The sequence below is a fragment of the Flavobacterium sp. genome (assembly GCF_031411595.1).
In the GTDB taxonomy this organism is placed as follows: Bacteria; Bacteroidota; Bacteroidia; order Flavobacteriales; family Flavobacteriaceae; genus Flavobacterium.
Genome location: NZ_JANOBI010000015.1, coordinates 25,573 through 49,575, shown reverse-complemented (window position 1 = coordinate 49,575; position 24,003 = coordinate 25,573). Strand labels below are relative to the sequence as shown.

15 protein-coding genes are annotated in these 24,003 nt (G+C 38.2%); 9 read left to right on the top strand and 6 right to left on the bottom strand.

Annotated features, from left to right (window positions below; translation table 11 throughout):
• Nucleotides 1-35 precede the first annotated feature (35 nt).
• Genes RMO03_RS02780 through RMO03_RS02770 form a run of 3 tightly spaced genes read right to left on the bottom strand, consistent with a single transcriptional unit; the run spans nucleotide 36 to nucleotide 1,878 of the window.
• Nucleotides 36-854 (bottom strand): sterol desaturase family protein, encoded by an 819-nt coding sequence (locus RMO03_RS02780; protein WP_309640560.1) that lies wholly within the window; start codon nucleotides 852-854, stop codon nucleotides 36-38.
• Between the two features lie 27 nt (nucleotides 855-881).
• On the bottom strand, nucleotides 882-1,484 hold the full coding sequence (locus RMO03_RS02775) for an alpha-ketoglutarate-dependent dioxygenase AlkB (RefSeq protein WP_309640559.1): 603 nt from the start codon (nucleotides 1,482-1,484) through the stop codon (nucleotides 882-884).
• Between the two features lies 1 nt (nucleotide 1,485).
• A complete protein-coding gene (locus RMO03_RS02770; protein ID WP_309640558.1) occupies nucleotides 1,486-1,878 on the bottom strand; it encodes a DUF2721 domain-containing protein in 393 nt (130 codons plus the stop codon).
• Between the two features lie 192 nt (nucleotides 1,879-2,070).
• Here RMO03_RS02770 and RMO03_RS02765 point away from each other — a divergent pair, with 192 nt between their 5' ends.
• Nucleotides 2,071-6,207: a T9SS type B sorting domain-containing protein gene (locus RMO03_RS02765; RefSeq protein WP_309640557.1), complete on the top strand. Its 4,137-nt coding sequence runs from the start codon at nucleotides 2,071-2,073 to the stop codon at nucleotides 6,205-6,207.
• 150 nt (nucleotides 6,208-6,357) lie between these two features.
• On the opposite strand, the gene htpG is transcribed toward RMO03_RS02765, so the two are convergent.
• Nucleotides 6,358-8,259: a molecular chaperone HtpG gene (htpG, locus tag RMO03_RS02760; RefSeq protein WP_309640556.1), complete on the bottom strand. Its 1,902-nt coding sequence runs from the start codon at nucleotides 8,257-8,259 to the stop codon at nucleotides 6,358-6,360.
• Nucleotides 8,260-8,422: 163 nt separating this feature from the next.
• Between htpG and RMO03_RS02755 the strand changes: the two genes are divergently transcribed.
• The 4 genes from RMO03_RS02755 to RMO03_RS02740 all read left to right on the top strand — a co-directional run bounded on the left by RMO03_RS02755 (nucleotide 8,423) and on the right by RMO03_RS02740 (nucleotide 11,770).
• Nucleotides 8,423-8,899: a lipocalin family protein gene (locus tag RMO03_RS02755; protein ID WP_309640555.1), complete on the top strand. Its 477-nt coding sequence runs from the start codon at nucleotides 8,423-8,425 to the stop codon at nucleotides 8,897-8,899.
• Between the two features lie 7 nt (nucleotides 8,900-8,906).
• Nucleotides 8,907-9,584 carry an OmpA family protein gene (locus RMO03_RS02750; protein ID WP_309640554.1) on the top strand — a complete coding sequence of 226 codons (678 nt, stop codon included), beginning with the start codon at nucleotides 8,907-8,909 and terminating at the stop codon, nucleotides 9,582-9,584.
• A 157-nt stretch (nucleotides 9,585-9,741) separates the two neighbouring features.
• Entirely contained in the window at nucleotides 9,742-10,413 is a 672-nt protein-coding gene (locus RMO03_RS02745; RefSeq protein ID WP_309640553.1) for a TetR family transcriptional regulator C-terminal domain-containing protein, read from the top strand.
• 46 nt (nucleotides 10,414-10,459) lie between these two features.
• A complete protein-coding gene (locus RMO03_RS02740; protein WP_309640552.1) occupies nucleotides 10,460-11,770 on the top strand; it encodes an AarF/UbiB family protein in 1,311 nt (436 codons plus the stop codon).
• 70 nt (nucleotides 11,771-11,840) lie between these two features.
• Here RMO03_RS02740 and RMO03_RS02735 read toward each other — a convergent pair whose 3' ends face one another.
• A complete protein-coding gene (locus RMO03_RS02735; protein WP_309640551.1) occupies nucleotides 11,841-14,750 on the bottom strand; it encodes a hypothetical protein in 2,910 nt (969 codons plus the stop codon).
• Nucleotides 14,751-14,930: 180 nt separating this feature from the next.
• Here RMO03_RS02735 and RMO03_RS02730 point away from each other — a divergent pair, with 180 nt between their 5' ends.
• The 4 genes from RMO03_RS02730 (at nucleotide 14,931) to RMO03_RS02715 (ending at nucleotide 18,935) form a co-directional block, all read left to right on the top strand.
• Nucleotides 14,931-15,878: an ABC transporter ATP-binding protein gene (locus RMO03_RS02730; protein ID WP_309640550.1), complete on the top strand. Its 948-nt coding sequence runs from the start codon at nucleotides 14,931-14,933 to the stop codon at nucleotides 15,876-15,878.
• 11 nt (nucleotides 15,879-15,889) lie between these two features.
• Nucleotides 15,890-16,459 carry a DUF4256 domain-containing protein gene (locus RMO03_RS02725; protein ID WP_309640549.1) on the top strand — a complete coding sequence of 190 codons (570 nt, stop codon included), beginning with the start codon at nucleotides 15,890-15,892 and terminating at the stop codon, nucleotides 16,457-16,459.
• A 76-nt stretch (nucleotides 16,460-16,535) separates the two neighbouring features.
• Nucleotides 16,536-17,822 carry a YCF48-related protein gene (locus RMO03_RS02720; RefSeq protein WP_309640548.1) on the top strand — a complete coding sequence of 429 codons (1,287 nt, stop codon included), beginning with the start codon at nucleotides 16,536-16,538 and terminating at the stop codon, nucleotides 17,820-17,822.
• 102 nt (nucleotides 17,823-17,924) lie between these two features.
• Nucleotides 17,925-18,935 (top strand): beta-ketoacyl-ACP synthase III, encoded by a 1,011-nt coding sequence (locus RMO03_RS02715; RefSeq protein WP_309640568.1) that lies wholly within the window; start codon nucleotides 17,925-17,927, stop codon nucleotides 18,933-18,935.
• Nucleotides 18,936-19,133: 198 nt separating this feature from the next.
• Here RMO03_RS02715 and RMO03_RS02710 read toward each other — a convergent pair whose 3' ends face one another.
• A complete protein-coding gene (locus RMO03_RS02710) occupies nucleotides 19,134-23,726 on the bottom strand; it encodes a choice-of-anchor L domain-containing protein (protein WP_309640547.1) in 4,593 nt (1,530 codons plus the stop codon).
• Nucleotides 23,727-24,003: the final 277 nt, after the last annotated feature.

The window sequence follows — 24,003 nt, the reverse complement described above, 5'->3', positions numbered from 1 at the left end:
CCAATTACTTTCGATATTCAAAAAATATTTTTTTATTAAGGTTTTCTTTTGGGTTGAAACGGAACCCGAAGCAAATTGCTAATGCTGTTGTGTTCTTCAGGTTTTGGATGCGTATCAATGCCATACACAATGTCTTTTTTTGAAAGCGTCATGAACGTCCCAAACAGCCGATCCCAAACCGAAAAAATATTACCGTAATTGCTGTCAGTATAAGGCAAAACATAATGATGATGCACTTTATGCATGTCTGGCGAAACGACAATATAACTCAATAAAGTATCGAGTTTTTTTGGTAAACTCATGTTGGCATGGTTGAATTGCGTGAAGACAATCGACAGCGTTTGGTATAAAAAAACAAGCCACATCGGGCTTCCAACAACCAACACGCCTAAAGTCGTAAATGCAAATCGGATGATGCTTTCGCCGGGATGATGTCGATTCGCGGAAGTCGTATCGATCCATGTGTCGGTGTGATGTATGAGGTGAAATCGCCACAAAACGGGTACTTTATGTTCAATCCAATGCACTAAATACGCGCCGATTAAATCCAATAATAACAAACCTACAATGGCATACAACCCAATATTCATTTCGGGTAACCATTGCAAAATGCCAAAGTGATTTTGAGTGGCCCAATTGGCGGTTTTGAGCAATATAAACGCCAAAACAAAATTGATTACAATCGTGGTTAGTGTAAAAAACAAATTGATTCCGGCGTGATTCCATTTTTTATAGGAGAATTGAAACAATGGAAATGCATTTTCAATCAACCAAAAAATAGTGATGCCACTCACGAGAATCAAACTTCTGTGCGAAGAAGGAATCGTTGAAAAGTAAGCTATGATTTCATTCATGGAAATAATTTTTATAAAATTAACAAATTATTGAATCACTCGAAACGTTAAATTAATGCGTCCGCCAATCGGTTTATTCGTTTTTGGAATTTGATGTTTCCAACAATGTTGCGTTGTGCCTTTCATCAATAATAAACTACCGTGTTCTAAAAGAATGCTTTGTTTTTGTTGCGTATCAACGTTATGTTTCAACTGAAAAACCCTTTCAGCACCAAAACTCAACGAAGCAATAACCGGGTTTTTACCGAGTTCTTTTTCATTGTCTGCATGCCAACCGTTACTGTCTTTTTCATCACGATAATAATTCAGTAATACTGAAGTAAATTGTGTTTCCGCCACAGTTTCGACTTGATATTTTATTTTTTGCAATAACAAATTCCACGCATGGGGTTGCATCGTAATATTCGAGTAGGAGTAGGGCTTCCCGTCATTGCCAAACAGAGCGGTGAGTCGCGGTTGTTGGTGTTCTTTGCCGAAAACTTTAATAGCATCTTGTTGCCACGGAATACCATGAAGCAAATCATTGTAGAGTTGATCTGCAATTTCGCGATTAAAAAAAGCAGGATAATAAACGATGTTAGCATCGGGTAAGTTCAGTGCAATCGGTTCAGTTGGGAAAAGTGAATTCATTTTAATTTTTGATCAAATCTTTTAAATGTAGGCGCAGCGCGGTCACCGAAATGCTGATTTCCCAAAACGAAATTCCCAATGAAATCAGTAAACTCAGCAAGCTAAGTCCAAACAGATAAATGCCCAATAATTGCAATTCTAAAAAAAGCAATAACATCGCAAAGACGGAAAGAAACAAACACAACACACCGAACATTTGCATGTATCGAATCAGCGTGAGTCGCAAGTTGAGGTTTTTGATTTCAAGTAGTGTAGTCGAACTTTCTTTTTCGTCGTAATTCTTTTTCAAATTCCTGACAATAGCAGCAATGGTCAAGAATCGGTTGGTGTATGCTAGAAGAATCAATGAAGTCGCTGAGAATAATAAGGCCGGTGTTTCTATTGTTAATGTCATGATGTTATTGATTTATGCGACGTAAATTTAGGTTTTTCACAAGCCAATTGAAATCTTTTTTTTACATTTTATAAAGGAAACCATAATCGTTAAATAAAGTTGAGTATGGTTGTAGATTCTAAATTAGTGGTAAATTGCGCAGTTAAATTTTAATTCCAAATGAATTGTCGCTTCAGCTTTAAAGCTTTTTTTTTGCTCCTACTTCTAGCATTTCCTTGTATGAATGTTTTCTCGCAATGCTTGGAAATTGAAACTATTTTAGTGGATGCTTGCGATGATTCCGGTGATGAAGGATTCAACGAAATGGCAGTATTTCGAACCGGCTCGCTTGTAACGAATACGACGCTTATGAATGTCAACTGGCCAAGTCAGTCGTGGCAAGGTTTGATTCAAAATGGCTTTACAGCATCGAAAGTGGCCACGCTCAATGCACAAATTGCAGCACTTGGAGGATGTGGGCGTTTGATAGAACCATTAAATAACATCATTCTGCCCAATTCCAAAGTCATTTTGATTACTAGTCAAAATTTCAGTCTTACCGCGAATGTGTTTGGTGCTTTGACCCAAGATGTTTATATTTTATTTCAGGATAATACTACGGTTACTGGTGGTCATTTTGGGAATTACAATGCTACGAGCGGGATCAGAACATTGACAATTTCGCTCGCTACTTGTACTGATTCTGTAAGCTACGACCGTTCTTTGTTGGTTGATGCGAATGGACTTCCAGGAGCAAGCAATGGAGCCACGGTAAATTTCACAGCAGCCGGAATTGCTACATATACGAATAATGGTTGTGTGGCACCGATTGATGTTTTTACTGTCGATGCGGGAAATCCCTTTACTGTATGTGCAGGAGCAACGATTACGTTAGCTGCAACTGCTCAAGGTCAAGCTTCGGTTTCTTGGTCGGCTCCAAGTGGTGCTTTTTCTAATGATGTGGCATTGAATTCTAATTATACAGTACCTTTTTCTGCTTCGGGGACTATAGTGTTGACAATTATCGCGACCAATTCTTGTGGTAATTCAATTACAGATACAGTATCGGTGACGGTAAGTTCGAGTCTAAGCGTAACGCCAACCTTTACCCAAGTGGGTCCAATTTGCTATGGCGCTCCTGTATCAGCCTTGCCTACAACATCATTGGAAGGAATCACAGGAACATGGTCGTCGGCCTTAAGCAATACGCAAACCGGAACTTATAATTTTACACCTACGTCCGGGCAGTGTGCTACACTAGCCTCGATGACGGTTTTTGTAAATACAGCTTCAATTATCAGTATTACAAATAATAATCCGCTGTGTAACTCCGCTGCTTTAAGTTGGGCGACGTGGGATACCGTAAGTGGCGGTAGTGCTCAAGGAACAGTGGGTAGTAACATACATATTAATGTAACCCATTCCGTAGGAGGATTGTCCACCACGACTTCGATGTATAATGGAGGCGTTTTTCCCACTCAATATACGGTTCCTGTAAGTTCAACGTCATTAAGAAATGACTTAGCGGGATTGTTTACTTTTTGTTTTGATGTACCGGTTACGAATCCACAAGTCGCCTTTGCTAGTATCGGACAATCCGGAACTCCTGTTCAAATTAATACTTCCGTTCCATACGTCGTTACTTGGGCAGGTCAGGATGTCACTTATTTGAACGGTCAGTCATTCGTTGGAAGCGAGGGCTATACCATCGTAACTTTTCCAGGAACGCATACGTGTATACAATTTGATTATTTGCAGAATGAAAGCTATTGCAATCTGGCATTTGGCGTGCAAGATATCAATTGTCAAATAGCGCCTATATGTGCCGGTGAATCTGTGACGTTGGTAGCACATGGTGCTTCAAATTATATATGGAATCCAAGTGTCGGTTTAGATACGAGTTCGGGAGCGACTGTAATTGCAACTCCTTCTTCAACAACAACTTATCGTGCTACGGATCCTAGTGGATGTTATATTCCAGGGGAAATTACAGTGACGGTCAATCAACCTGTAAACCCCACTTTTCAGGCAGTGGCACCATTTTGTTCAGGATCCATTGCGCCGACATTGCCAACGACTTCGTTAGAAGGAATTACTGGAACATGGTTGCCCGCTATGATTAGCAATACAGCAAATGATAACTACACTTTTACTCCAAATTCAGGGCAATGCGCCACTAATTTTGTAATGTCAGTTACTGTAACCAATGCGAATATTGTTCCTGATTTTGCATCACCTTTGACCTTGTGTTCGGGAAGCGTTGCGCCAATTTTAAATACAACTTCACCCAATGGAATCGTCGGCGTTTGGTCACCTACAACGATCAACAATACAACAAGTAATAATTATACATTTACACCAAATTCAGGGCAATGCGCCACTAATTTTGTAATGTCAGTTACTGTAACCAATGCGAATATTGTTCCTGATTTTGCATCACCTTTGACCTTGTGTTCGGGAAGCGTTGCGCCAATTTTAAATACAACTTCACCTAATGGAATCGTCGGCGTTTGGTCACCTACAACGATCAATAATACAACAAGTAATAATTATACATTTACACCAAATTCTGGGCAATGCGCCACTAATTTTGTAATGTCAGTAACCGTGACTAGTGCGAATATTGTTCCTAATTTTGCATCACCTTTGACCTTGTGTTCGGGAAGTGTTGCACCGATTTTAAATACAACTTCGCCCAACGGAATCACTGGAATTTGGTCGCCGTCAGTCATTAATAATACAATTGGGAATACCTATACCTTTAATCCAAATCCCGGTCAATGTGCCACTTCAACTACATTAACGGTGACCGTAACATCACCGAATATCATTCCTACTTTTAATCTGATCAGTCCGATTTGCGTTGGTGGTACTTTATCGCCTTTGCCAGTAACATCAACCAATGGCATTAGTGGTATTTGGTCGCCCGCTTTAGACAATATGCAAACTGCAACCTATAATTTCACACCAAATGCCGGACAATGTGCCGTAAATGCTACACTTAGCATCACTGTAAACAATCCGACGATTGTCCCAATTTTTAATAATAGTAGCGGAATCTCAATTTGTTCCGGAGATTCGGTGTCATTCCCAACAACATCTAACAATGGTATTACAGGAACTTGGTCGCCGGCTTTCAATGCTACCCAAACCCAAACCTATACCTTCACACCCAATACCGGACAATGCGCACTTACTTCCCAGATGCTGGTTACAGTCTTTGCAAAGGTAACTCCGAGTTTTAATCCGATAAGTCCGGTTTGCTCCGGAACCGTTTTGACAGCTTTGCCAACAACGTCATTGAATGGATTCACAGGAACTTGGTCGCCCGCTATAGACAATACACAAACTCGTACATACGATTTTATTCCTGATGTAAATCAATGTGCCACGAATGCCAATTTAACCATTACCATTACACCGGCCACATTGCCGACATTCAATCCGATTGCTCCGGTTTGTGTAGGAACAACATTCAATCCATTGCCATCAACATCATTGAATGGCATCGCCGGAACTTGGTCGCCACCATTCGACAATACCATATCGCAACTTTATACTTTTACACCGATTGCAGGACAATGTGCCACAACCGCTAGCTTAAATATTACGGTAGCTCCAAATCCGATATTTTCACAGACCGCTTACATTTGTTTTGATGCCGTAGGTCTTTTGGTCAATCCGGCTACTATTGATAGCGGTTTATCAAGTGCTGATTATACTTTTGTGTGGACACAAGATGGCAATCCGTTGGCCAATACTGCTTCATCGCTTCAAGCTACACAAATCGGAATTTATGAAGTCATTGCGACGAACAACATTACCCATTGCACCATTACTATTGAAACTTCAGTTCAAGCTTCGCCAATAGCTTTTGCTTCCGCTTATGTGAATGAAGATTTTGCCGATGTACAGCAAATCATTGTTGAAACCACCGGCGGTTTGGGCGAATTTCTATACCAACTCAACTACGGTCCATTTCAACCAAGTCCTATTTTTACCATTACTGAAGGTGGCGATTATACGATTCATGTAAAAGATGTAAGCGGTTGTAATACTTTTGAACTGCACGTCACCGCATTAAATTTCCCGAAGTTCTTCACACCCAACGACGATGGTTATAACGATTTATGGAATGTTGATGGATTGCAAGCATCACAAAACGGGCGCATCACCATTTTCGATCGCTACGGAAAATTACTCAAGCAAATTTCCGCCAATGGCGAAGGTTGGAATGGAATCTACAACGGAAAAATATTGCCGGCAACCGATTATTGGTTTGTGATTGCTTACCAAAGTCTTTTGGGTGAATCGAAAACTTTTAGATCTCATTTTTCACTCAAGCGATAATTCCTATAGCTTATTGCTTTGCGTCTGCGCCTTTGCGAGACATAATTATTTTCTCGCAAAGGCGCAGAGACGCAAAGTTGCATTAAATAAAAAAACCTGTAAACTTTCGCCCACAGGTTTTAATTTAATTCTAGAATCTTGACTTTTTTGTTATTTAATCAACTCAAAACTACGTTTCACAAAAGCAGTTAATTCTTCGCCTTTAAGTAAGTTCTGCGATAATTTTGCTAAGTCTAAGGCTTGTTTAACCAAACTTTCTTGCGTTGATTTATCAGTCGTATTGAGAATATTAGCGGCCAATGTCGAATTGGTATTGACCACCAAATTATACATATCCGGCATATTGCCCATACCAAACATACCGCCGCCGCCAGATTGACTCATCTCTTTCATACGGCGCATAAACTCAGGTTGTGTAATGATGAATGGCGCCGCATTGCTGTCTAAAGCTTCCAATTGAACCGAATAAGTTTGCTTTGGAACCACATTTTCTAAAACAGATTTTAAGTTGGTTTGCTCTTCTTCAGACAATTTAGAAATCGCAGTTTCTTCTTTCTTGATTAAGTTATCGATGTGATCTCCATCAACACGAACGAAGGTTAGATTTTCGTTATCAGCTTCTAATTTTTGAATCAAATGCGAAATGATTGGAGAATCTAAAAGCAATACTTCATACCCTTTTTCTTTAGCCGATTCGATGTAAGCATGTTGTGCGTCTTTATTTCCGGCATACAACACCACCAATTTTCCGTTCTTATCAGTTTGGTTGGCTTTGAGGTTTTCTTTGAGTTCATCTAAAGTAAAATACTTCCCGTCAACGGTTGGATACAATACAAAAGCCGCTGATTTTTCATAGAATTTATCTTCCGACAACATTCCGTATTCCAGTACAATTTTGATGTCGTTCCATTTTTTCTCGAAATCTTCACGGTTTTCTGTGAACAATGATTTGAGTTTATCTGCAACTTTTCTGGTGATGTAATTTGAGATTTTTTTCACCGCGCCATCCGCTTGAAGGTACGAACGCGATACATTCAACGGAATATCCGGAGAATCTATAACACCTTTAAGCATCGTTAAAAATTCAGGAACAATGCCTTCCACATTATCGGTCACATACACTTGATTTTGATACAGTTGAATTTTATCCTTTTGAATTTGCATATCACCACCCAATTTTGGGAAGTATAAAATTCCGGTAAGGTTGAAAGGATAATCTACATTTAAATGTATGTTGAACAACGGTTCTTCAAATTGCATTGGATACAATTCGTGGTAGAAATTTTTGTAATCTTCATCAGTCAATTCCGTTGGAAGCTTGGTCCACGCCGGATTTGGGTTGTTGATGATGTTATCGACTTCAACGGTTTTGAACACTTCGTCTTTGTCTTCCGTGGCTACTTCTTCGCCTTTTTTCTGTTCGATTTTTTCTGTTCGAGTTCCGAATTTAATTGGAATCGGCATAAACTTATTGTATTTATTCAACAAGCTTTTGATTCTGCCTTCTTCTAAAAACTCTAATGAATCTTCCGCAATATGAAGGATGATTTCCGTTCCGCGTGAAGTTTTGTCAGCTGCTTCAAGTGTAAATTCCGGGCTGCCATCGCAAATCCAATGCGCTGCAGGTTCGTCTTTGAATGATTTGGTGATGATTTCTACTTTTTCTGCTACCATGAAAGCGGAATAGAATCCGAGTCCGAAGTGACCAATGATTCCAGAATCTTTAGCCGAATCTTTATATTTATCAAGGAATTCTTCAGCACCAGAAAACGCGACTTGGTTGATGTATTTTTCAACTTCTTCTGCAGTCATTCCCAAACCTTGGTCGATGATGTGCAATTTCTTAGCTTCCTTATCGATTTTGATTTCGATGATAGGATTGCCGTATTCTACTTTGGCTTCGCCGATACTGGTTAGGTGTTTTAATTTTAGCGTGGCATCAGTCCCGTTGGAAACCAATTCCCGTAAGAAAATTTCGTGATCGCTGTATAAGAATTTTTTAATTAAGGGAAAGATGTTTTCTACCGATACGTTAATTTTTCCTGTTGTCATATTTGAATTGTTTTTTAATTTAAAATGTGCTTCCCACTTTTCAAATAGAATACCAACTTCGGCAAGAATGACAAATTGGCGCAATACTGTTTTTCAAAATATTTTCTTAAATAGCTCTGATTTATGGGCATCGGTCGTATATTTGTAATCTAATTTAAAGTATATGAAAAAAATAATTTTACTTAGTTTGATGGCATTGGTCATGGCTTCGTGTAAAACGACTTCAGCAACCAGTACCAAACTCGATTCAAAATCTGAAATGGCTTTAAAAGGCAATTGGACCATTACTTCAGTAACCTATCCTGGTTCTGATTACATTAAAGTAAATTCGTTTCAATTGGCAGATTCAAAATGTTTTGAAGGCAGTTCATGGAAGTTTGTATCGGTTAATAATTCAGGCGAAATGACCATTACTAAAGCAGATTGCCCTTCATTGTCATCGCCTATTAAATGGTTTATCAATAAAGATGGAGAGTTTGTTTTAAAGGTTCTAAATGCCGGAGAAAAAGCCAAAAAAGTGCGAGATGGTTATGTTTTGAAAATAGCTTCTCAAACAGAAGATAGCTTCCAATTGGTTGATAAAATTAATGTAGGTACTAAAGCAACAGATGTTGTTTACCAATTTCAAAAAGTAAAATAAAATAATTATGAAAAAAATATCTATAGTCGCTTTGGCCTTGGTAACATTCCTAAGCAGTTGCGAATCAGTAAAAAATACGAGTAATGCACAAAGAGGTGTAGCTATCGGCGCCGTTGGCGGTGCTGTTTTAGGAGGCGTTTTAGGAAATAACGTTGGCAAAGGCGGAAACGGCGCTTTAGGTGCTGTGCTTGGCGGTGTTATCGGTGGTGTTGCCGGTGGTGTTATTGGTAATAAAATGGATAAACAAGCCCGTGAAATTGACAATGCTTTGCCTGGAGCGGATGTAGTTCGTGTGGGTGAAGGAATCAAATTGGTTTTGGGTGAAAATGCGGTGCGTTTCGACTTTAATAAATCAACTTTAACAGCTCAAGCGAAAACGAATTTGGATAAATTGGTGAAAGTTTTCACAGAGTATCCTGATACGAATATCGTAATTTATGGTTATACCGATAGTTCAGGTGCCGATGATTATAATTTGAAATTATCACAACAAAGAGCAGCAGCTGTAAAATCATACCTGTCTAAAAAAGGTGTTTCAAGCGCAAGATTTACTACAACCGGTTTGGGTGAAGCAGATCCAATCGAATCGAACGAAACTGATGCGGGAAGAAGCAAAAACCGCCGTGTAGAATTCGCTATTACTGCCAATGACAAAATGGTTGAAGATGCTAAAAACGGTAAATAATTTTAGCTACTATATAATAAAAAGCTGTTCTTAATCGAGCAGCTTTTTTTTTGGTATGTATTGCTTGTAAAGTTTAACATAACATTTTGTTTAACATTTTGGAAAAACTATTAAACATGTTGTATTTTTGTGAATGACAATTAAAAGACTTTTACCAATGGCAACTACAAAGAAATCTACATCAAAAAAGCAGCTAGTTGATGACAATCATATTATAGTATTGTATATGAACTATGTGTTAGAGCATCATGCAGCTCCAAAAAATATTTATACATTTTGTAAAGAGAACAGCATTGAAGAAGCTGATTTTTATTCCTTTTTTGCATCATTTGGTAGTCTCAGACAAATGATTTGGGTCAAATTTTTCGAGAATGTAAAACAGACTATCGCAAAAGATAAATCTTATCCGACTTATACCGATAAGAATAAATTGCTGACGTTATATTTTTCGGTGTTTGAACTATTGACGCTAAATCGAAGTTATGTGCTTTTTTCATTGAAGGAAAGTGACAAAGGATTGAAAAACCTCAAAGACCTCAAGCATTTCCGTGATGAATTTAAAGACTTCATCAATAATATTATTGATGAAAACCCTAAGCAGGATATGGTAAAGTTGCAAAAAATTACCAAACCTGTTTTTTCTGAAGGCGCTTGGATTCAGTTCTTATTGCTATTAAAATATTGGCTTGAAGATACTTCTAAAGGTTTTGAGAAAACGGATATTCTTATAGAAAAATCAGTCAATACAGTAGTTGATTTGTTGAATACTAAACCCTTAGAAAATTTAATCGATTTAGGAAAATTCCTTTGGAAAGAAAGAAAAATGTAAGCTTTCAAAACGAAAGCAACCGATTCATCGCTATTAAAAATAACCCATGAAAACCTTAGATAAAATACCAACCAACAAAGTGGAACGCGCAGGACAATTGATTAAAACCGGTATAAAAGTCGGAGGGAATTACATTGCTTATTATGGAGAAAAAATAGTCAATCCTACTTTATCTAAAGAAAAGCTCAATGAAAACAATGCCGATGACATTTATGATGGATTACAGAATTTAAAAGGAAGCGCGCTCAAAGTTGCCCAAATGTTGAGTATGGATAAAAGCATCATGCCACAAGCTTATGTAGATAAGTTTTCATTATCGCAATTTTCGGTGCCACCACTTTCTGCACCTTTAGTACGCAAAACTTTTAAAAAATATTTGAATAAATTTCCTGAAGATCTATACGATTCGTTCACACCAGATGCAATCAATGCTGCCAGTATCGGACAAGTGCATATTGCAGTCAAAGATGGGAAAAAACTTGCTGTGAAAATCCAATATCCTGGTGTGGCGGATAGTATTAGCTCTGATTTGGCTTTGGTAAAACCTTTTGCGACGAGAATGTTTAATCTCAAAGGAAAGGATTCCGAGAAATATTTTATAGAAGTAGAAAATAAATTGTTGGAAGAAACCGATTATAATTTAGAGCTTAAGCAAAGCATCGAAATGGCCAATGCCTGCAAACATATTCCGAATTTGCTTTTTCCAAAATATTACCCTGAATGGTCATCGGAAAAAATCCTAACAATGGATTGGATGGAAGGCGAACATTTGTCAGAATTTGCATCTCATAATACCGATACCGTAAAAGGAAATCAAGTCGGGCAAGCTTTGTGGGATTTTTATATGTACCAGATGCATCACCTGCGTCAAGTGCATGCCGACCCGCATCCGGGTAATTTTCTCATAGACGATCAAGCGCATTTGATGCCCATCGATTTTGGTTGTATTAAAAAAGTTCCGAACGAGTTTTATGTGCCTTATTTCGAATTGGCTAATCCAAGAATCATCAACAATCCGATTTTATTCGAAGAAAAATTATACGAATTGGAAATATTAAGAACAGACGATTCACCTGAAGAAATTGAATATTTCACGGGTATATTTTACCGTTTGTTGAGTTTGTTTACCAAACCATTTCATACCGATTATTTTGATTTTTCGGATGAAGCCTTTTTTGGAGCCATTGCTACGATGGGTGAAGAATTTACAAAGGATACACAATTGAGAAAAATGAATGGGAATCGAGGTTCAAAACACTTTTTATACATCAACAGAACTTTTTTCGGGTTGTATAATTTGATGCATGATTTAAAAGCCGCAGTACATACGCAAAATTACGTCAAGTATATTGGATAAAAATTTGGTTTGTTTGGTTGTAAGAGTGATTGACCCAAAAGGTTTTTCGCTCTTATTTTTTTATATACTATTAACGAATCTGTTTGACTTCGAAGTAAGTCTTTCCTGAATAAGAATCTACAGTAACACCTGCTTGGTAATTCTCAGCAAATATTTCAAGGTAATCGCCAATATTCAAAAACACCAAGCCATTAATAGTTCTGGAAACTGGTCCTGCATTGGAATGATTACCCGAGTTTTGTTGATACAAAGCTCCATTTTTATAAATACCAATAGAATAAAATTGCGTATTGTTTTGGTTGTTGGTATGAAAGCCCGCATTAACTTCATAATACCCTGTTTTTAAAGCAACAAATCGATTGGTTCCGGTATTGAATTCTGTATTGATATCGAAAACTACGGTATTGAAATTGACAATTTGCCAACCTGCAGTGGTTAAAGATTGATCGGCATTCAAATTAGTGCGAACCAAAGACAACGATACCGGCGCCACCCATGAAGCATTTCCAGTTGCATCACTTTGCAAAACGGCATTATTAGATGCTCCGGTGGTCATTTGAAAATTGGTCGTTTTTGCTTTTCCATTCACTTCCAACTTATTGCCAACTGTTGGTGTGATACCGATTCCAATATTGGTTCCATCATCAACGGCAACGCCATCAACTAAAGTAGTTCCGTTCCATTTTGGTATTACATTGATAGTTGCTGAAGATACTTGTGGATCAGTTTCAGTAATCGCCAAAGTAGTCGAATTAACCCAGGCCGTGCTTCCCGCGCCATCAGTTTGTAGCACTTGTGTATTGGTTCCTCTTGAAGTAGGAAAAGCATAACCGCTAACTGTAGGATTTCCCACTTGCACTTGACCGTTAACTCTTAGAATATTGGTATTAAAATCACCATAAATCAAAGCACCATTGGCATCAGCATTGGAGTTTTCGATGTATAATTTATCGCTACCGACTTCATTACGGCCCGCTTGGAAACCAATACCAACATTGCCATTTCCTGTCACGTTTCGCAAGGCTTCATATCCTAAAGCAACATTATTGGTTCCAGTCACAGAACTTCTCAACGAAGCAAAACCAACTGCTGTATTTCCCGTATTGGCTAGAAAAGGTGCGTTGTAAGTTGTCATGGCTTGTCGTCCTATAGCTACATTAAAATTAGAAGCGGCATTACTGAATAAAGCTCCGGAACCAATCGCAGTATTTTCAGAACCGCTTGTATTCGAGTAAAGTGCAAAATCGCCCATACCCACATTTCTTTGACCGGTAGTTATTCCGGGCATTACGTTGGCACCGAAGGCGCAGTTTCTTACACCAAATTGTGAGGCGAAATTAATACTTGGGTTCAACATAGAATTCGCACCAAATGCAGTGTTTCCATTGTTGTAATTGAAACTTCCATCAAAAGAAGGATCGCCAATGTAACCCGCCCTGATACCAAATCTTTTGAAAACAATATCTTGATTATCGGTAGTTCCAAGAAAATTACTAATTGGTGTCGTACCGCTATTGCCTACAGTTTGCCATGCGGTACCATTAAGATTTTGCCAAGTCACATTTCCCGAACCGTCGGTTTGCATGAATTGCCCATTCGTACCACGTGAAGGTGGCAGTAAATAATTGTTCAAAGTGGTAGTTCCTATAGCAACATTTCCCAGAAAATACGCAGCATAATTGGTTCCTGCTTTTAAAACTTCGGAATAAATGCCATAATGCGTTCCACCGGCAGCGGGATTGATGTAGTTGTAATCGCCATATTTTAATCCGGTCCCAGCACCATCTAAAGTATTGAAAGTGCCGTAATGCGTGACATTCGCTGAATTGGTGATGGTGTTGTATGTCCCGTATTGAAGGCCGGTTCCGATTCCTGAAAGAATGTTGAAACTTCCAAAATGAACACCACTTCCAGTATTACTCACGGTATTGGCAGTCCCGTATTGAATGCCCGTTCCAGCACCACTTAAATTTGTAAAATTGCCATAGTGAATACCGTTTCCAGAGTTATTGATATTGACGCTGCTTCCAAATTGATTGCCGGTTCCTGTTCCCGATATATCGTTATAATTACCATAATGAATGGCGTTTCCGGTATTGCTTACACTAATATAACTGCCATATTGTTCTCCGGTTCCCGCTCCTGACAAATCGGTATAAACGCCATAATGAAAACCACTACCGCTACCCGATAAATTGTTATTGGTTCCGTAATGAATGGCATTGCTTGAATTAGAAACATTAATGCTGCTTCCGTATTGTTTACCGGTTCCGGTGCCTCCAATATCAGTATATACGCCGTAATGATTTCCCGTTCCTGAACCTGTCATTTCATTGTATGTCGCGTGTTGATTACCATTACCGGAATTACTAATCACATTGCCTGTACCGAATTGAAGACCGGTTGCGCCGGTACCCGACAAACTATTGAGAATACCGTAAGTATTGTCGGTCGATGAGCCACTGACATTATTATTAATGGCAATATTGTCAACAGCGTTCGAAGTATTGTTGGTATAACTAGAATTGATATTTCTTTCCAGATTACTCGATTGAATTTCTAACGGATAATTGGCCGTATTTTTCCCAATCGCAACATTGCCCGTATGAAACATATTATCGGTAATGAGCGTTGGAGCGGTTGTAGTTCCGACTTTAAACCAATCAGCATCAGAATTGACGGTTGAGTTAATGCCGATCCAAGCCGTGGTGGCATTATTCCAATAATAAAAACCAGGTTGATTGGCACCGGAAACTGTCGTAAGAAATACAAGCATTCCGTTTTGTGAAGCGGTTGGATTTGCCACAGGAAAAGCATCTACTTTTGGAACTAATATTCCGTCGGTATTGGCAGGTGCAGCTTGATTACTAGAACGAATGTCTAAAGTCGCATTTGGGGTCGTAGTTCCTATTCCAATTTGAGCTTCAACAAATTGAATCATCAAGAGTAAAACTATAGCTAAGTATACTTTTAACTTCATATTTAAGATTTATTTGTAAATAAAGGGTAAGCAAAATTAACCCTATTTTCTAAAATACAACAGATTACGAGAGAAAATCGATGATGTATTGTCTAATAACGTTAACGAACACCATTGTTTCTCTTCAATATATTTTTTATTTCATTGCAGAATGTTCAATTTTGTATTTCAAATTGAATCATGCTCCGAGTACATAATATATCATTTTCTTATTCCGATCAATCCACTATCGAAGCGGTTTCTTTTTCTGTTGCAAAAGGAAAGAACCTAGCGATTATCGGGGAAAGCGGCTGCGGGAAAAGTACTTTATTAAAACTCATTTATGGACTGTATGATTTGAATGAAGGGCAAATTTTTTGGAATGATAAAGAAGTTCTGGGACCAAAATTCAATCTAATTCCAGGTATGGATTTTATGAAATACTTGGCGCAAGATTTCGATTTGATGCCATACATCACAGTAGCAGAAAATATAGGAAAGTTCCTTACAAATGTTTATCCCGATCAAAAAAAGCAAAGAATTGCAACACTTTTGGAGTTGGTTGAAATGACTGAATTCGCCAATATAAAAGTGCAGTTTCTAAGCGGTGGACAAATGCAAAGGGTAGCCATTGCAAGAGTTTTAGCATTAGAACCGGAAGTTGTTTTACTCGACGAACCGTTTAGTCATATTGATAATTTTCGAAAGAACAGTTTGTGTAGAAAAGTATTTCAATACCTAAAGGAAAAAGAAATTACTTGCATTGTTGCGACGCATGACAGCAAAGATATTTTAGCCTACAGCGATGAAACTTTAGTCATCAAAGATGGAAAAATCATAGCGAATTCGGATACAAAAATTTTATATAAAAATCCAAATAATCGTTATGTAGCTTCACTTTATGACGATGTGAATGCAATACCAAACCAATTGTTGGGCATTGATTCGAAAGATGAAACGACAGTTTTTGCTTATCCATATCAATTGAAAGTGGTTGCTGAATCGCCTTTTGAAGTTGAGGTTGTAGCTTCGTATTTTAAAGGGAATGGTTATTTGGTAGAAGCTGTTATTCAAAACCAATCGATTTTTTTTGAAAGTAAAAAACCATTTAAAAAGTCGAACTTGGTTTGTCTTCAATATGAAAAATAAATAAAAAAATTATGACACAGATAAATAAAAAAGCGTTGTCATCAGAACAAAGTCAAGCACTAATCGGCGTATTGAAAATGCGTTTCGAAAAGAATCCGAACCGTCATGAAGGTTATGATTGGTCAAAAATCCAAGCAAAGCTAGAGGTCAATACTGAAAAACTATGGTCGCTCAACGAAATGGAAAATACCGGAGGAGAACCGGATGTAATGGATCATGATAAAAAAACAGACGAGTATATTTTTTATGATTGCTCGGCTGAAAGTCCAAAAGGACGCAGAAGCATTTGTTATGATTATGAAGGGCAAGAATCAAGGAAAGAATTCAAGCCCGAAAATAACGCTATTGATATGGCAACTGCGATGGGAATTGAACTTCTAACCGAAGCGCAATACCGAGCATTGCAGCAACTCGAACATTTCGATGCCAAAACTTCAAGCTGGATACAAACACCTTCTGACATTCGAAAACTTGGAGGTGCGCTCTTTGCCGATTACCGCTATGGAACTGTCTTCGTATATCATAACGGTGCGCCATCGTATTATGCGGCAAGAGGATTTCGAGGCTCTCTGAGGGTTTAAATTTTGATGAGAAATAAAGGCATAATCAATTCAATAGAAATTGACTTGTTTGATTAAATTTGTAAAAAACAATTCCATGAAAAAGATATTTTTTTTAAGTCTATTATTCGCATTAAACATTCAAGCACAATTGCAATGGCGACCTTTACCAACAGCCATTACGAACATAGACAACCAACGTTTTGATGATGTGTTTTTCATTAATGATAACGTAGGTTGGGCTGCCAATGGTGCTTACGCCGCAGTATATAAAACCACCGATGGCGGTGCCAATTGGACAACGCAAGTAACAGAAACTTCTTTGGGAGGCAATTATTACTTCAGAAACATTGAGTTTTTAGATGAGAATATCGGATTTCTCGGAACATTAAACAACCTCTTTTTAAAAACAATTGATGGTGGAACCAATTGGATTCCGGTCACCAATCTTCCAACGAATCCCGCAGCGATTTGCGGATTGGATGCTGTGGGAACATCAACGATTTATGGTTGCGGTGCTTATTTTTCTCCTGCATTTGTAATCAAATCTTCCGACAGTGGTGCGACATGGCAGTATACCGACATGAGTGCTTATGCTACGGCTTTGGTTGAAATTCAGTTTTTAGATGAAAGCATTGGTTATGCTTCAGGAGCGGATAGTAATGGTGGGGTGGTGCTCAAAACAACCGACGGTGGACTCACGTGGACCCCCATATTTCATTCCAGTATTGCAGGAGAATATGTATGGAAACTGCAAATATTACCTACCAATACTAATGTTGTTTTTGGATCTGTAGAAGCCAATGCGCCCAACAACGGAAAAATGATTCGCTCGCTTGATGGCGGTGCCAACTGGATCTCTAAAGAAGTGCCATTTACGAGTGTTCAAGGAATTGGTTTTTTGACTGAAACACATGGTTGGGTTGGCGGATATACAGCAACCATTGGAACCAATTTTCCGTTTATGGAAACTAATGATGGTGGTGACACATGGACGGATGCAGGTGTAGGCGGTAACCTAAACAGAATTTTTTTCCTATCCGATCATTTAGCGTATGCTTCAGGAGCTACCATTTATAAATTCAGTGAAAGCAGTTTATCCAATCCCAATTTTGTAGAAACCAACCGAGTTCCATTAAAAGTAGATGTGCTGCCAAATCCTATAAAAGATAAATTAAATGTATCGATAACATTTACCCAAAACGATCATATTGTTCTGGAATTGTATGATGCTACGGGGCGATTTATAAAATCATTGAAAAATGACGTTATTAAAAACCCTTCAACTAAAAATTATTCTTTCGATTTTCCATATCCGTCAGGAACTTACTTGCTCAACCTTCATAATGATACGGGAAGACAATCAGTGAAATTCATCAAATAGCACATTTTTGACAATCTGATAATTTGTAGTGATTTTTGTGGGTTAACATTATCAAATGATTAAATTTGATTTCCTATTTTAATAAAATTACAATATCCAATGATGTATCATTCTAAAATTGCCGGGCTCGGATATTTTGTTCCGGAGCATGTTGTGACCAACGACGATTTATCTAAAATTATCGACACCAATGATGAATGGATTCAGGAAAGAACCGGGATTCGAGAACGCAGGCATGTCGTAAAAGGCAGTGGAGAAACTACAACAACTATGGGCATCAAAGCTGCCGAAATTGCTATTGAACGTTCCGGTATTGCCAAAGATGACATCGATTTTATTGTTTTTGCTACGATCTCGCCGGATTATTATTTTCCTGGACCTGGCGTTATGTTGCAAAAAGAACTGGGATTGCGCACCATTGGCGCATTGGATATTCGCAATCAATGTTCGGGCTTTGTGTATGCTTTGTCTGTTGCTGATCAATACATCAAAACCGGAATGTATCGCAACATATTGATTGTTGGTTCTGAATTGCAATCTTTTGGTTTGGATATGACGACTCGCGGTCGCGGCGTTTCCGTAATTTTTGGCGATGGAGCAGGAGCAGCGGTCATTTCAAGAGAAGAAGATATGTCGAAAGGAATTTTATCAACACATCTGCATTCAGAAGGCGAACATGCTAAGGAATTAGCAGTATTGGCACCTGGAATGGGTGGCCGTTGGGTGACCGATATTCTTGCCGATAATGACCCAAATGATGAAAGTTATTTTCCTTATATGAATGGTCAATTTGTTTTTAAAAATGCTGTGGTTCGATTTAGCGAAGTGATTAATGAAGGGTTATTGGCCAACAATCTTACCGTGACCGATATCAATATGTTGATTCCACATCAAGCGAATCTTAGGATTTCTCAATTCATTCAAAAGAAATTCGGATTGAATGATGATCAGGTTTTCAATAACATTCAAAAATACGGCAATACTACTGCCGCATCGATTCCGATTGCTTTGACAGAAGCTTGGGAATTGGGTAAAATAAAATCGGGAGATTTGGTTGTATTAGCCGCTTTCGGTAGTGGTTTTACATGGGCCAGTGCTATTATAAGATGGTAGTGATTTCTCAGCAGTTTATAAAAACAAAAAACCAGAGTGCACACTCTGGTTTTTTTCTTTCTAACTAAAACTCAATTTATATAAAACCCAATTATACAAATTTGATAATGAATTCTATTTCTTAATTGATGTATTGAATAGACTACAAAAGGCTATCGTTGTTACATAGAATCTAAAAATAAATTTGGTATTGGCATATTACCTTTTCATGGCAAAGTGCGATTTAAATTCTTTTTCAACATCATCTTCAACATAATTTATCGTAAACCAATAATCATCTGAAGGCATGGTTTGTCCACTAAAAGTGCCATCCCATCCGCGACCGTCCGGTTTGATTTGTGTGATGATTTTACCATATCGATCGTAGATATATATCACTGATTTTGATTGACCTTTCAAATCTTTGATGTTCCAAGTATCATTAAATCCATCTCCGTTTGGCGTAAAGAATTTAGGATAATTTACAATCAATGCTTGCGAAGCAGAATTGCCACAACCATTTTTATCTCTCACCGTAATGATGTGTGTTCCTGAAGGAATATTTTCAAAAGTGGGACTGTTTTGAAACAAACCGTTATCCAATTGGTATTCGTAATCTCCACCAACTCCGGTAGCTTCTACAGTAATGACTTGATTGTCATCAAAGTTTTCTGTTACAGCATAACTTACGATTGCAGGTTCAGATGATGCGACAGTAGCCGGCATAGGCTCAGAAGCACAACCAGTAACAATGTCGGTAGCGACTACTGAATAAACACCTGGTAGCACTGCTTGATAGTTACTTCCTGTTCCAACCAAAGCGCCATCTTCGTTATACCATTTGAAGAAATAATTGGCAGCACTCAATCCGCTTGAGATTGTATATGGATTTAACAAAATGTTATTTTTTGTATCATAGCACATCATGCCACTTTGTGGTTTTGGTTCCGGAAGTTTACTGACTCTGATTTGGATGCTTTTGATGTCGAAACAACTTGCCGTTAGCGTATTGGAAACTCTTACGTAGATTGTTTTTACATCGGTAGTAGTTACTGCGTTGGTTCCAGCTACAGCGTCATTAAATGTAGTATAGTAAGTAACTGTAAATTCAGATCCGGTTTGCGTTCCTAAAATCGTAGTATCTAATGCTGATAAATCGAAGTTGGTTACACCATCATTAGTTCCGTCTGTGTCGCAAGTTTTTAGCATGCTTGCAGGAATTGAGTTTACATTGGGTGTATCCACGATAGTAACATCGAAAGAACTTTCATCATAACTTGCAGCATCAAAAGGTGCAATACCATACACATAAATTGTTTGTGAACTGCTGACCACTTGTCCCGGTAATAAATGCGTTCCTGTTCCTAAAGGTCCAGTATAATAACCGCCAAACGTTAATGCTGGCAAGGTATAACCTTCACAGATCGTAACATCGGCTACTTCATCAACATTGAAAATGGTGGTAGAAAAACTTTTCTCATCGGTACAATTGGGTACAGTTCCCGTTTCGGCATACACATAGATTGTTTGATCCGTTGTGATACTATCTCCGGCATTCAATTGCGTTCCTGCTCCGTTGGGTTGTGTATAATAATTTCCTACAGTTAATGCTGGTAAAATATAAGCATTGGTAGCATTTACATCAGCAATAGGAACTATTACCGGCGATACATTGATCGTTACATTAAAAACATTTTCATCAGTACAATTGATTCTTTCGCCAGATTCTGTATACACATAAATCGTTTGTGAAGTAGTAATAACATCACCAGCCAGCATCAAATTGCCCTCACCACTATGTGGTCCGTTAGGAAGTTTAAAGTAATTTCCAACAGTCAATGCAGGCAAAACATAGCGATCACAGGCAACAACATCTGCAGGTGCATCGGCTTCTATAGAGAATACATTAATATTGAAACTGTTTTCATTAGTACAAAATGGAGGTGTACTTGAAACCGCATGAATGTATATGGTTTGTGAAGTTGTAATGACAGTTCCTCCCGGTAGCATGGTTCCTGTTCCGTTTGGTCCGGTGTAATAATCTCCTACCGCCAAATCGGTCAATACATAAGAATTACAAATATCAATATCTGATCTCGAATCGATGACCGGTTTAGGATTGATAGTAACTACAAAACTAGATTGATTATTACAAGTGGCACTTGAAGCAGATTGTTTAAAAATATAAATGAACTGCGATACTGTAAGAACATCACCGGCATGAAGTTGTGTACCTCCTGCATTTGGAGCAGAATAGTAATCGCCACTAACTAAAGCAGGTAAAGTATAACTCTCGCATGCTGAAACACTACTCACGATATCGATAATCGGTTGCGCAATAGCTATTGAAAAATGAATATCATCGGTACAACTGTTGGCACCGGCTACATAAATATAAACGGTTTGCGATAAATTGATAACCGTTCCGGCAGGAATTTCTTGTCCGGAACCAGTTGGTCCTGTATAGTATTTCCCGATAGGTAATGCAGGCAAAGTATATGGTTCGCATTGTGAAACATCCAGTGGAGTTTGTATTCCAATGACTACTACAAACGAAGATTCTGCGGTGCAATGGTCTGGTGTTTCTGCGTATACATATATTGTTTGTGAATTTGTGATCACTGTACCAGCTGGTAAAAGTGTTCCTCCGCCGCCAGGTTGTGTGTAATAATCTCCATTTGTTAATGCAGGTAAAGTATAAGATGTACAATCAAAAACATTCGCAAAAGTTCCAATACTGATTGTTGGCAAGATCGTGATGGTAAAGTCTTCATCGATAATACAAAACGGTGCTTCAGTAGCTTCGTAGTAAAAATTGATGGTTTGTGTAGCTAAAATAGCTGTACCCGGAAGTATTTCAGTACCGGTTCCACCATGTCCTGTGAAGAAACCACCTACCGGAGGTGTTGGTAATGTATAATTACCACAGTAGCTATCACTTTGAGGAACAATAGTTTCAGGATCTAAAATGGTTACTATGAAATTACTGCTATTAGAGCATCCGCCTGGTCCGTTTGGTTGATTAAAGATGTAAATCGTTGATGTTGAAGTTACACTATCTCCAGCGAAAAGAGGAGTTCCACCACCATTTGGTTCGGTAAAATAATTTCCGTTGATGAGTGCAGGTAAAGTATAGCTTACGCATACAAAAGCACTTTGAATAACATCAACCGGTGGCAATGAACTAACGAATAATGTAAAGCTTGATGTGCTGTAGCAAAAGCTGTCAAAAGCACTTTGAACTCGTACATAAATCGTAGTATTATTGTTAGCAAAAAGAAAATTATTGCTTATCGGATTTGTGCCGCTATTGGCATTGGTTTGAGAAGTGTAATAGCTAACGGTATATTGTTGTGCTGATTGACTTCCTAAAACTGTAGCGTTTTGTTGGCTTAAATCAAATGCTGCATTGTTAAAATTCGATCCGGAGCATTTAGTCAAGTTTGGCGCTTGATGTGCCACCGGTGGCGTTGAAGTTAACAGTTGAAATGATTTTACGATATAACATGAATTATTAGAGTTTTTTATTCTAACATAAATTGTAGTTCCCGGTGCAGCTGTATAATTCGTAGGCAATGCATTGGTTCCCGCATTGGCATTGGCTAATGAAGCATAGTAACTTACTTGTGTTAACGGATTTAAACCTGCTATAACCACCGGTGTATTCATTCCTAAATCATAAGAATAAGTGGCAGCACCAGTATCGCATCGGTATAAATTAGTTGGATTCGGCGTGATGATTTCCGGTAAATATTCTACCGTGATAAAATCGGTTACCGGCTGACAACCACTCACCATTTTTTGATAAGTAATGCCGTAAACTCCGGGCTGCGTAATGTTTAAGTTAGGCCCATTTTCACCAGCTATAGCAACACCATTTTTTATCCAACTGAAATTGTAAACAGTAGGATCTAAATTAGAAGTTAATGTAGTGCTGCTCCCAAAACATAATGCAGCATTACTAGCCGCTGTCATATCTAAACCTAAAACATCTTGACCAATATTGAAAGTGTCTGATGAAATGAAAATCGCCGAATCAGAACCTTCGTCAGAACGATCGGCAATAACCAATTTAATATGATAAGTTGTATTTGGAACTAAAACCGCAGAAGCATTCATCAATTTGGTTTGACCATTAAAATTGGTCGCCGCTGTCGCCGCAGCTGAACCACCATTATAGCTCCCGAAAAATTGCGAATTAGCCGAAGGACATGATGAGTTATACAAGAAATCTCTAATCGTAACAACCGAAATCGGAATGTTTGTACTAGGAACAACCGCTAAATTTGTAGTAACGCCTGTTGCCGTATTGGTCAATAAAAATGCAAAAGCATCCGAGAATTGACATTGAAAATTCCCATACTCCTCAGAAGCAAATAAGAATTCAAAATTAAAGGTTGGTGAGATTGGCGTGAAATCAAATTCCAAAATACTCGCATTGACCGAGTTCATACTGATACCCGATTGCAATAAAGTATTTTCTAAATCGCTATCGCCCGGCCAGTTCGCTGCACCATCATTCAATGATGAAGTGTTCGGTCCTGCTCCATGCGTTACATCTCCGGTACTTAACATGACACCGGATAGCATAGGGAAATTTGGATTGGAGTTTTGAAAAAAACCAATACCATTAGATGAACTAAAGTCTGATCCTGTTTTCCAAGTGATGTTCGTTGCGGATACGCAAGGTGAGTTGATTAATACCGTATTCACTAATTGTGGAACGGTATAAGTGCTTGTGCTAACTGTAATGGCTTGCGAGAAGCACGATACAGTCATAGCCGTAGCCATGATGAGTAGTAATTTTTTCATAGTAGATTTGGGATTTACTATTAATATATTTATTTTGACGTACCAAAGATTTGCATTTATATCGGTAAAATGCAAATAAAATCGATGAAATGCATCTTTTTAATTTTATTTAATGTAAAATACTTACAAATCGCATGGAATAAATCATACAAAAACTAGGATTCAGATAACAATCGTTTCTTTTTTTCAATGGTATCAATAGCTAGTGTTCAATAAACTGTATGTCGATTTCCTTTTTATAATTGAAAGAGTTATCCTTATCTTTGGCAGCTTAAAC

Bases quoted from the DNA above. Each gene is read 5' to 3' on its own strand.
- RMO03_RS02725 (WP_309640549.1), top strand. From the start codon at position 15,890: ATGACACAGATAAATAAAAAAGCGTTGTCATCAGAACAAAGTCAAGCA.
- RMO03_RS02715 (WP_309640568.1), top strand. From the start codon at position 17,925: ATGTATCATTCTAAAATTGCCGGGCTCGGATATTTTGTTCCGGAGCAT.
- RMO03_RS02730 (WP_309640550.1), top strand. From the start codon at position 14,931: ATGCTCCGAGTACATAATATATCATTTTCTTATTCCGATCAATCCACT.
- RMO03_RS02750 (WP_309640554.1), top strand. From the start codon at position 8,907: ATGAAAAAAATATCTATAGTCGCTTTGGCCTTGGTAACATTCCTAAGC.
- htpG (WP_309640556.1), bottom strand. From the start codon at position 8,259: ATGACAACAGGAAAAATTAACGTATCGGTAGAAAACATCTTTCCCTTA.
- RMO03_RS02755 (WP_309640555.1), top strand. From the start codon at position 8,423: ATGAAAAAAATAATTTTACTTAGTTTGATGGCATTGGTCATGGCTTCG.
- RMO03_RS02710 (WP_309640547.1), bottom strand. From the start codon at position 23,726: ATGAAAAAATTACTACTCATCATGGCTACGGCTATGACTGTATCGTGC.
- RMO03_RS02735 (WP_309640551.1), bottom strand. From the start codon at position 14,750: ATGAAGTTAAAAGTATACTTAGCTATAGTTTTACTCTTGATGATTCAA.
- RMO03_RS02745 (WP_309640553.1), top strand. From the start codon at position 9,742: ATGGCAACTACAAAGAAATCTACATCAAAAAAGCAGCTAGTTGATGAC.
- RMO03_RS02720 (WP_309640548.1), top strand. From the start codon at position 16,536: ATGAAAAAGATATTTTTTTTAAGTCTATTATTCGCATTAAACATTCAA.
- RMO03_RS02775 (WP_309640559.1), bottom strand. From the start codon at position 1,484: ATGAATTCACTTTTCCCAACTGAACCGATTGCACTGAACTTACCCGAT.
- RMO03_RS02740 (WP_309640552.1), top strand. From the start codon at position 10,460: ATGAAAACCTTAGATAAAATACCAACCAACAAAGTGGAACGCGCAGGA.
- RMO03_RS02780 (WP_309640560.1), bottom strand. From the start codon at position 854: ATGAATGAAATCATAGCTTACTTTTCAACGATTCCTTCTTCGCACAGA.
- RMO03_RS02770 (WP_309640558.1), bottom strand. From the start codon at position 1,878: ATGACATTAACAATAGAAACACCGGCCTTATTATTCTCAGCGACTTCA.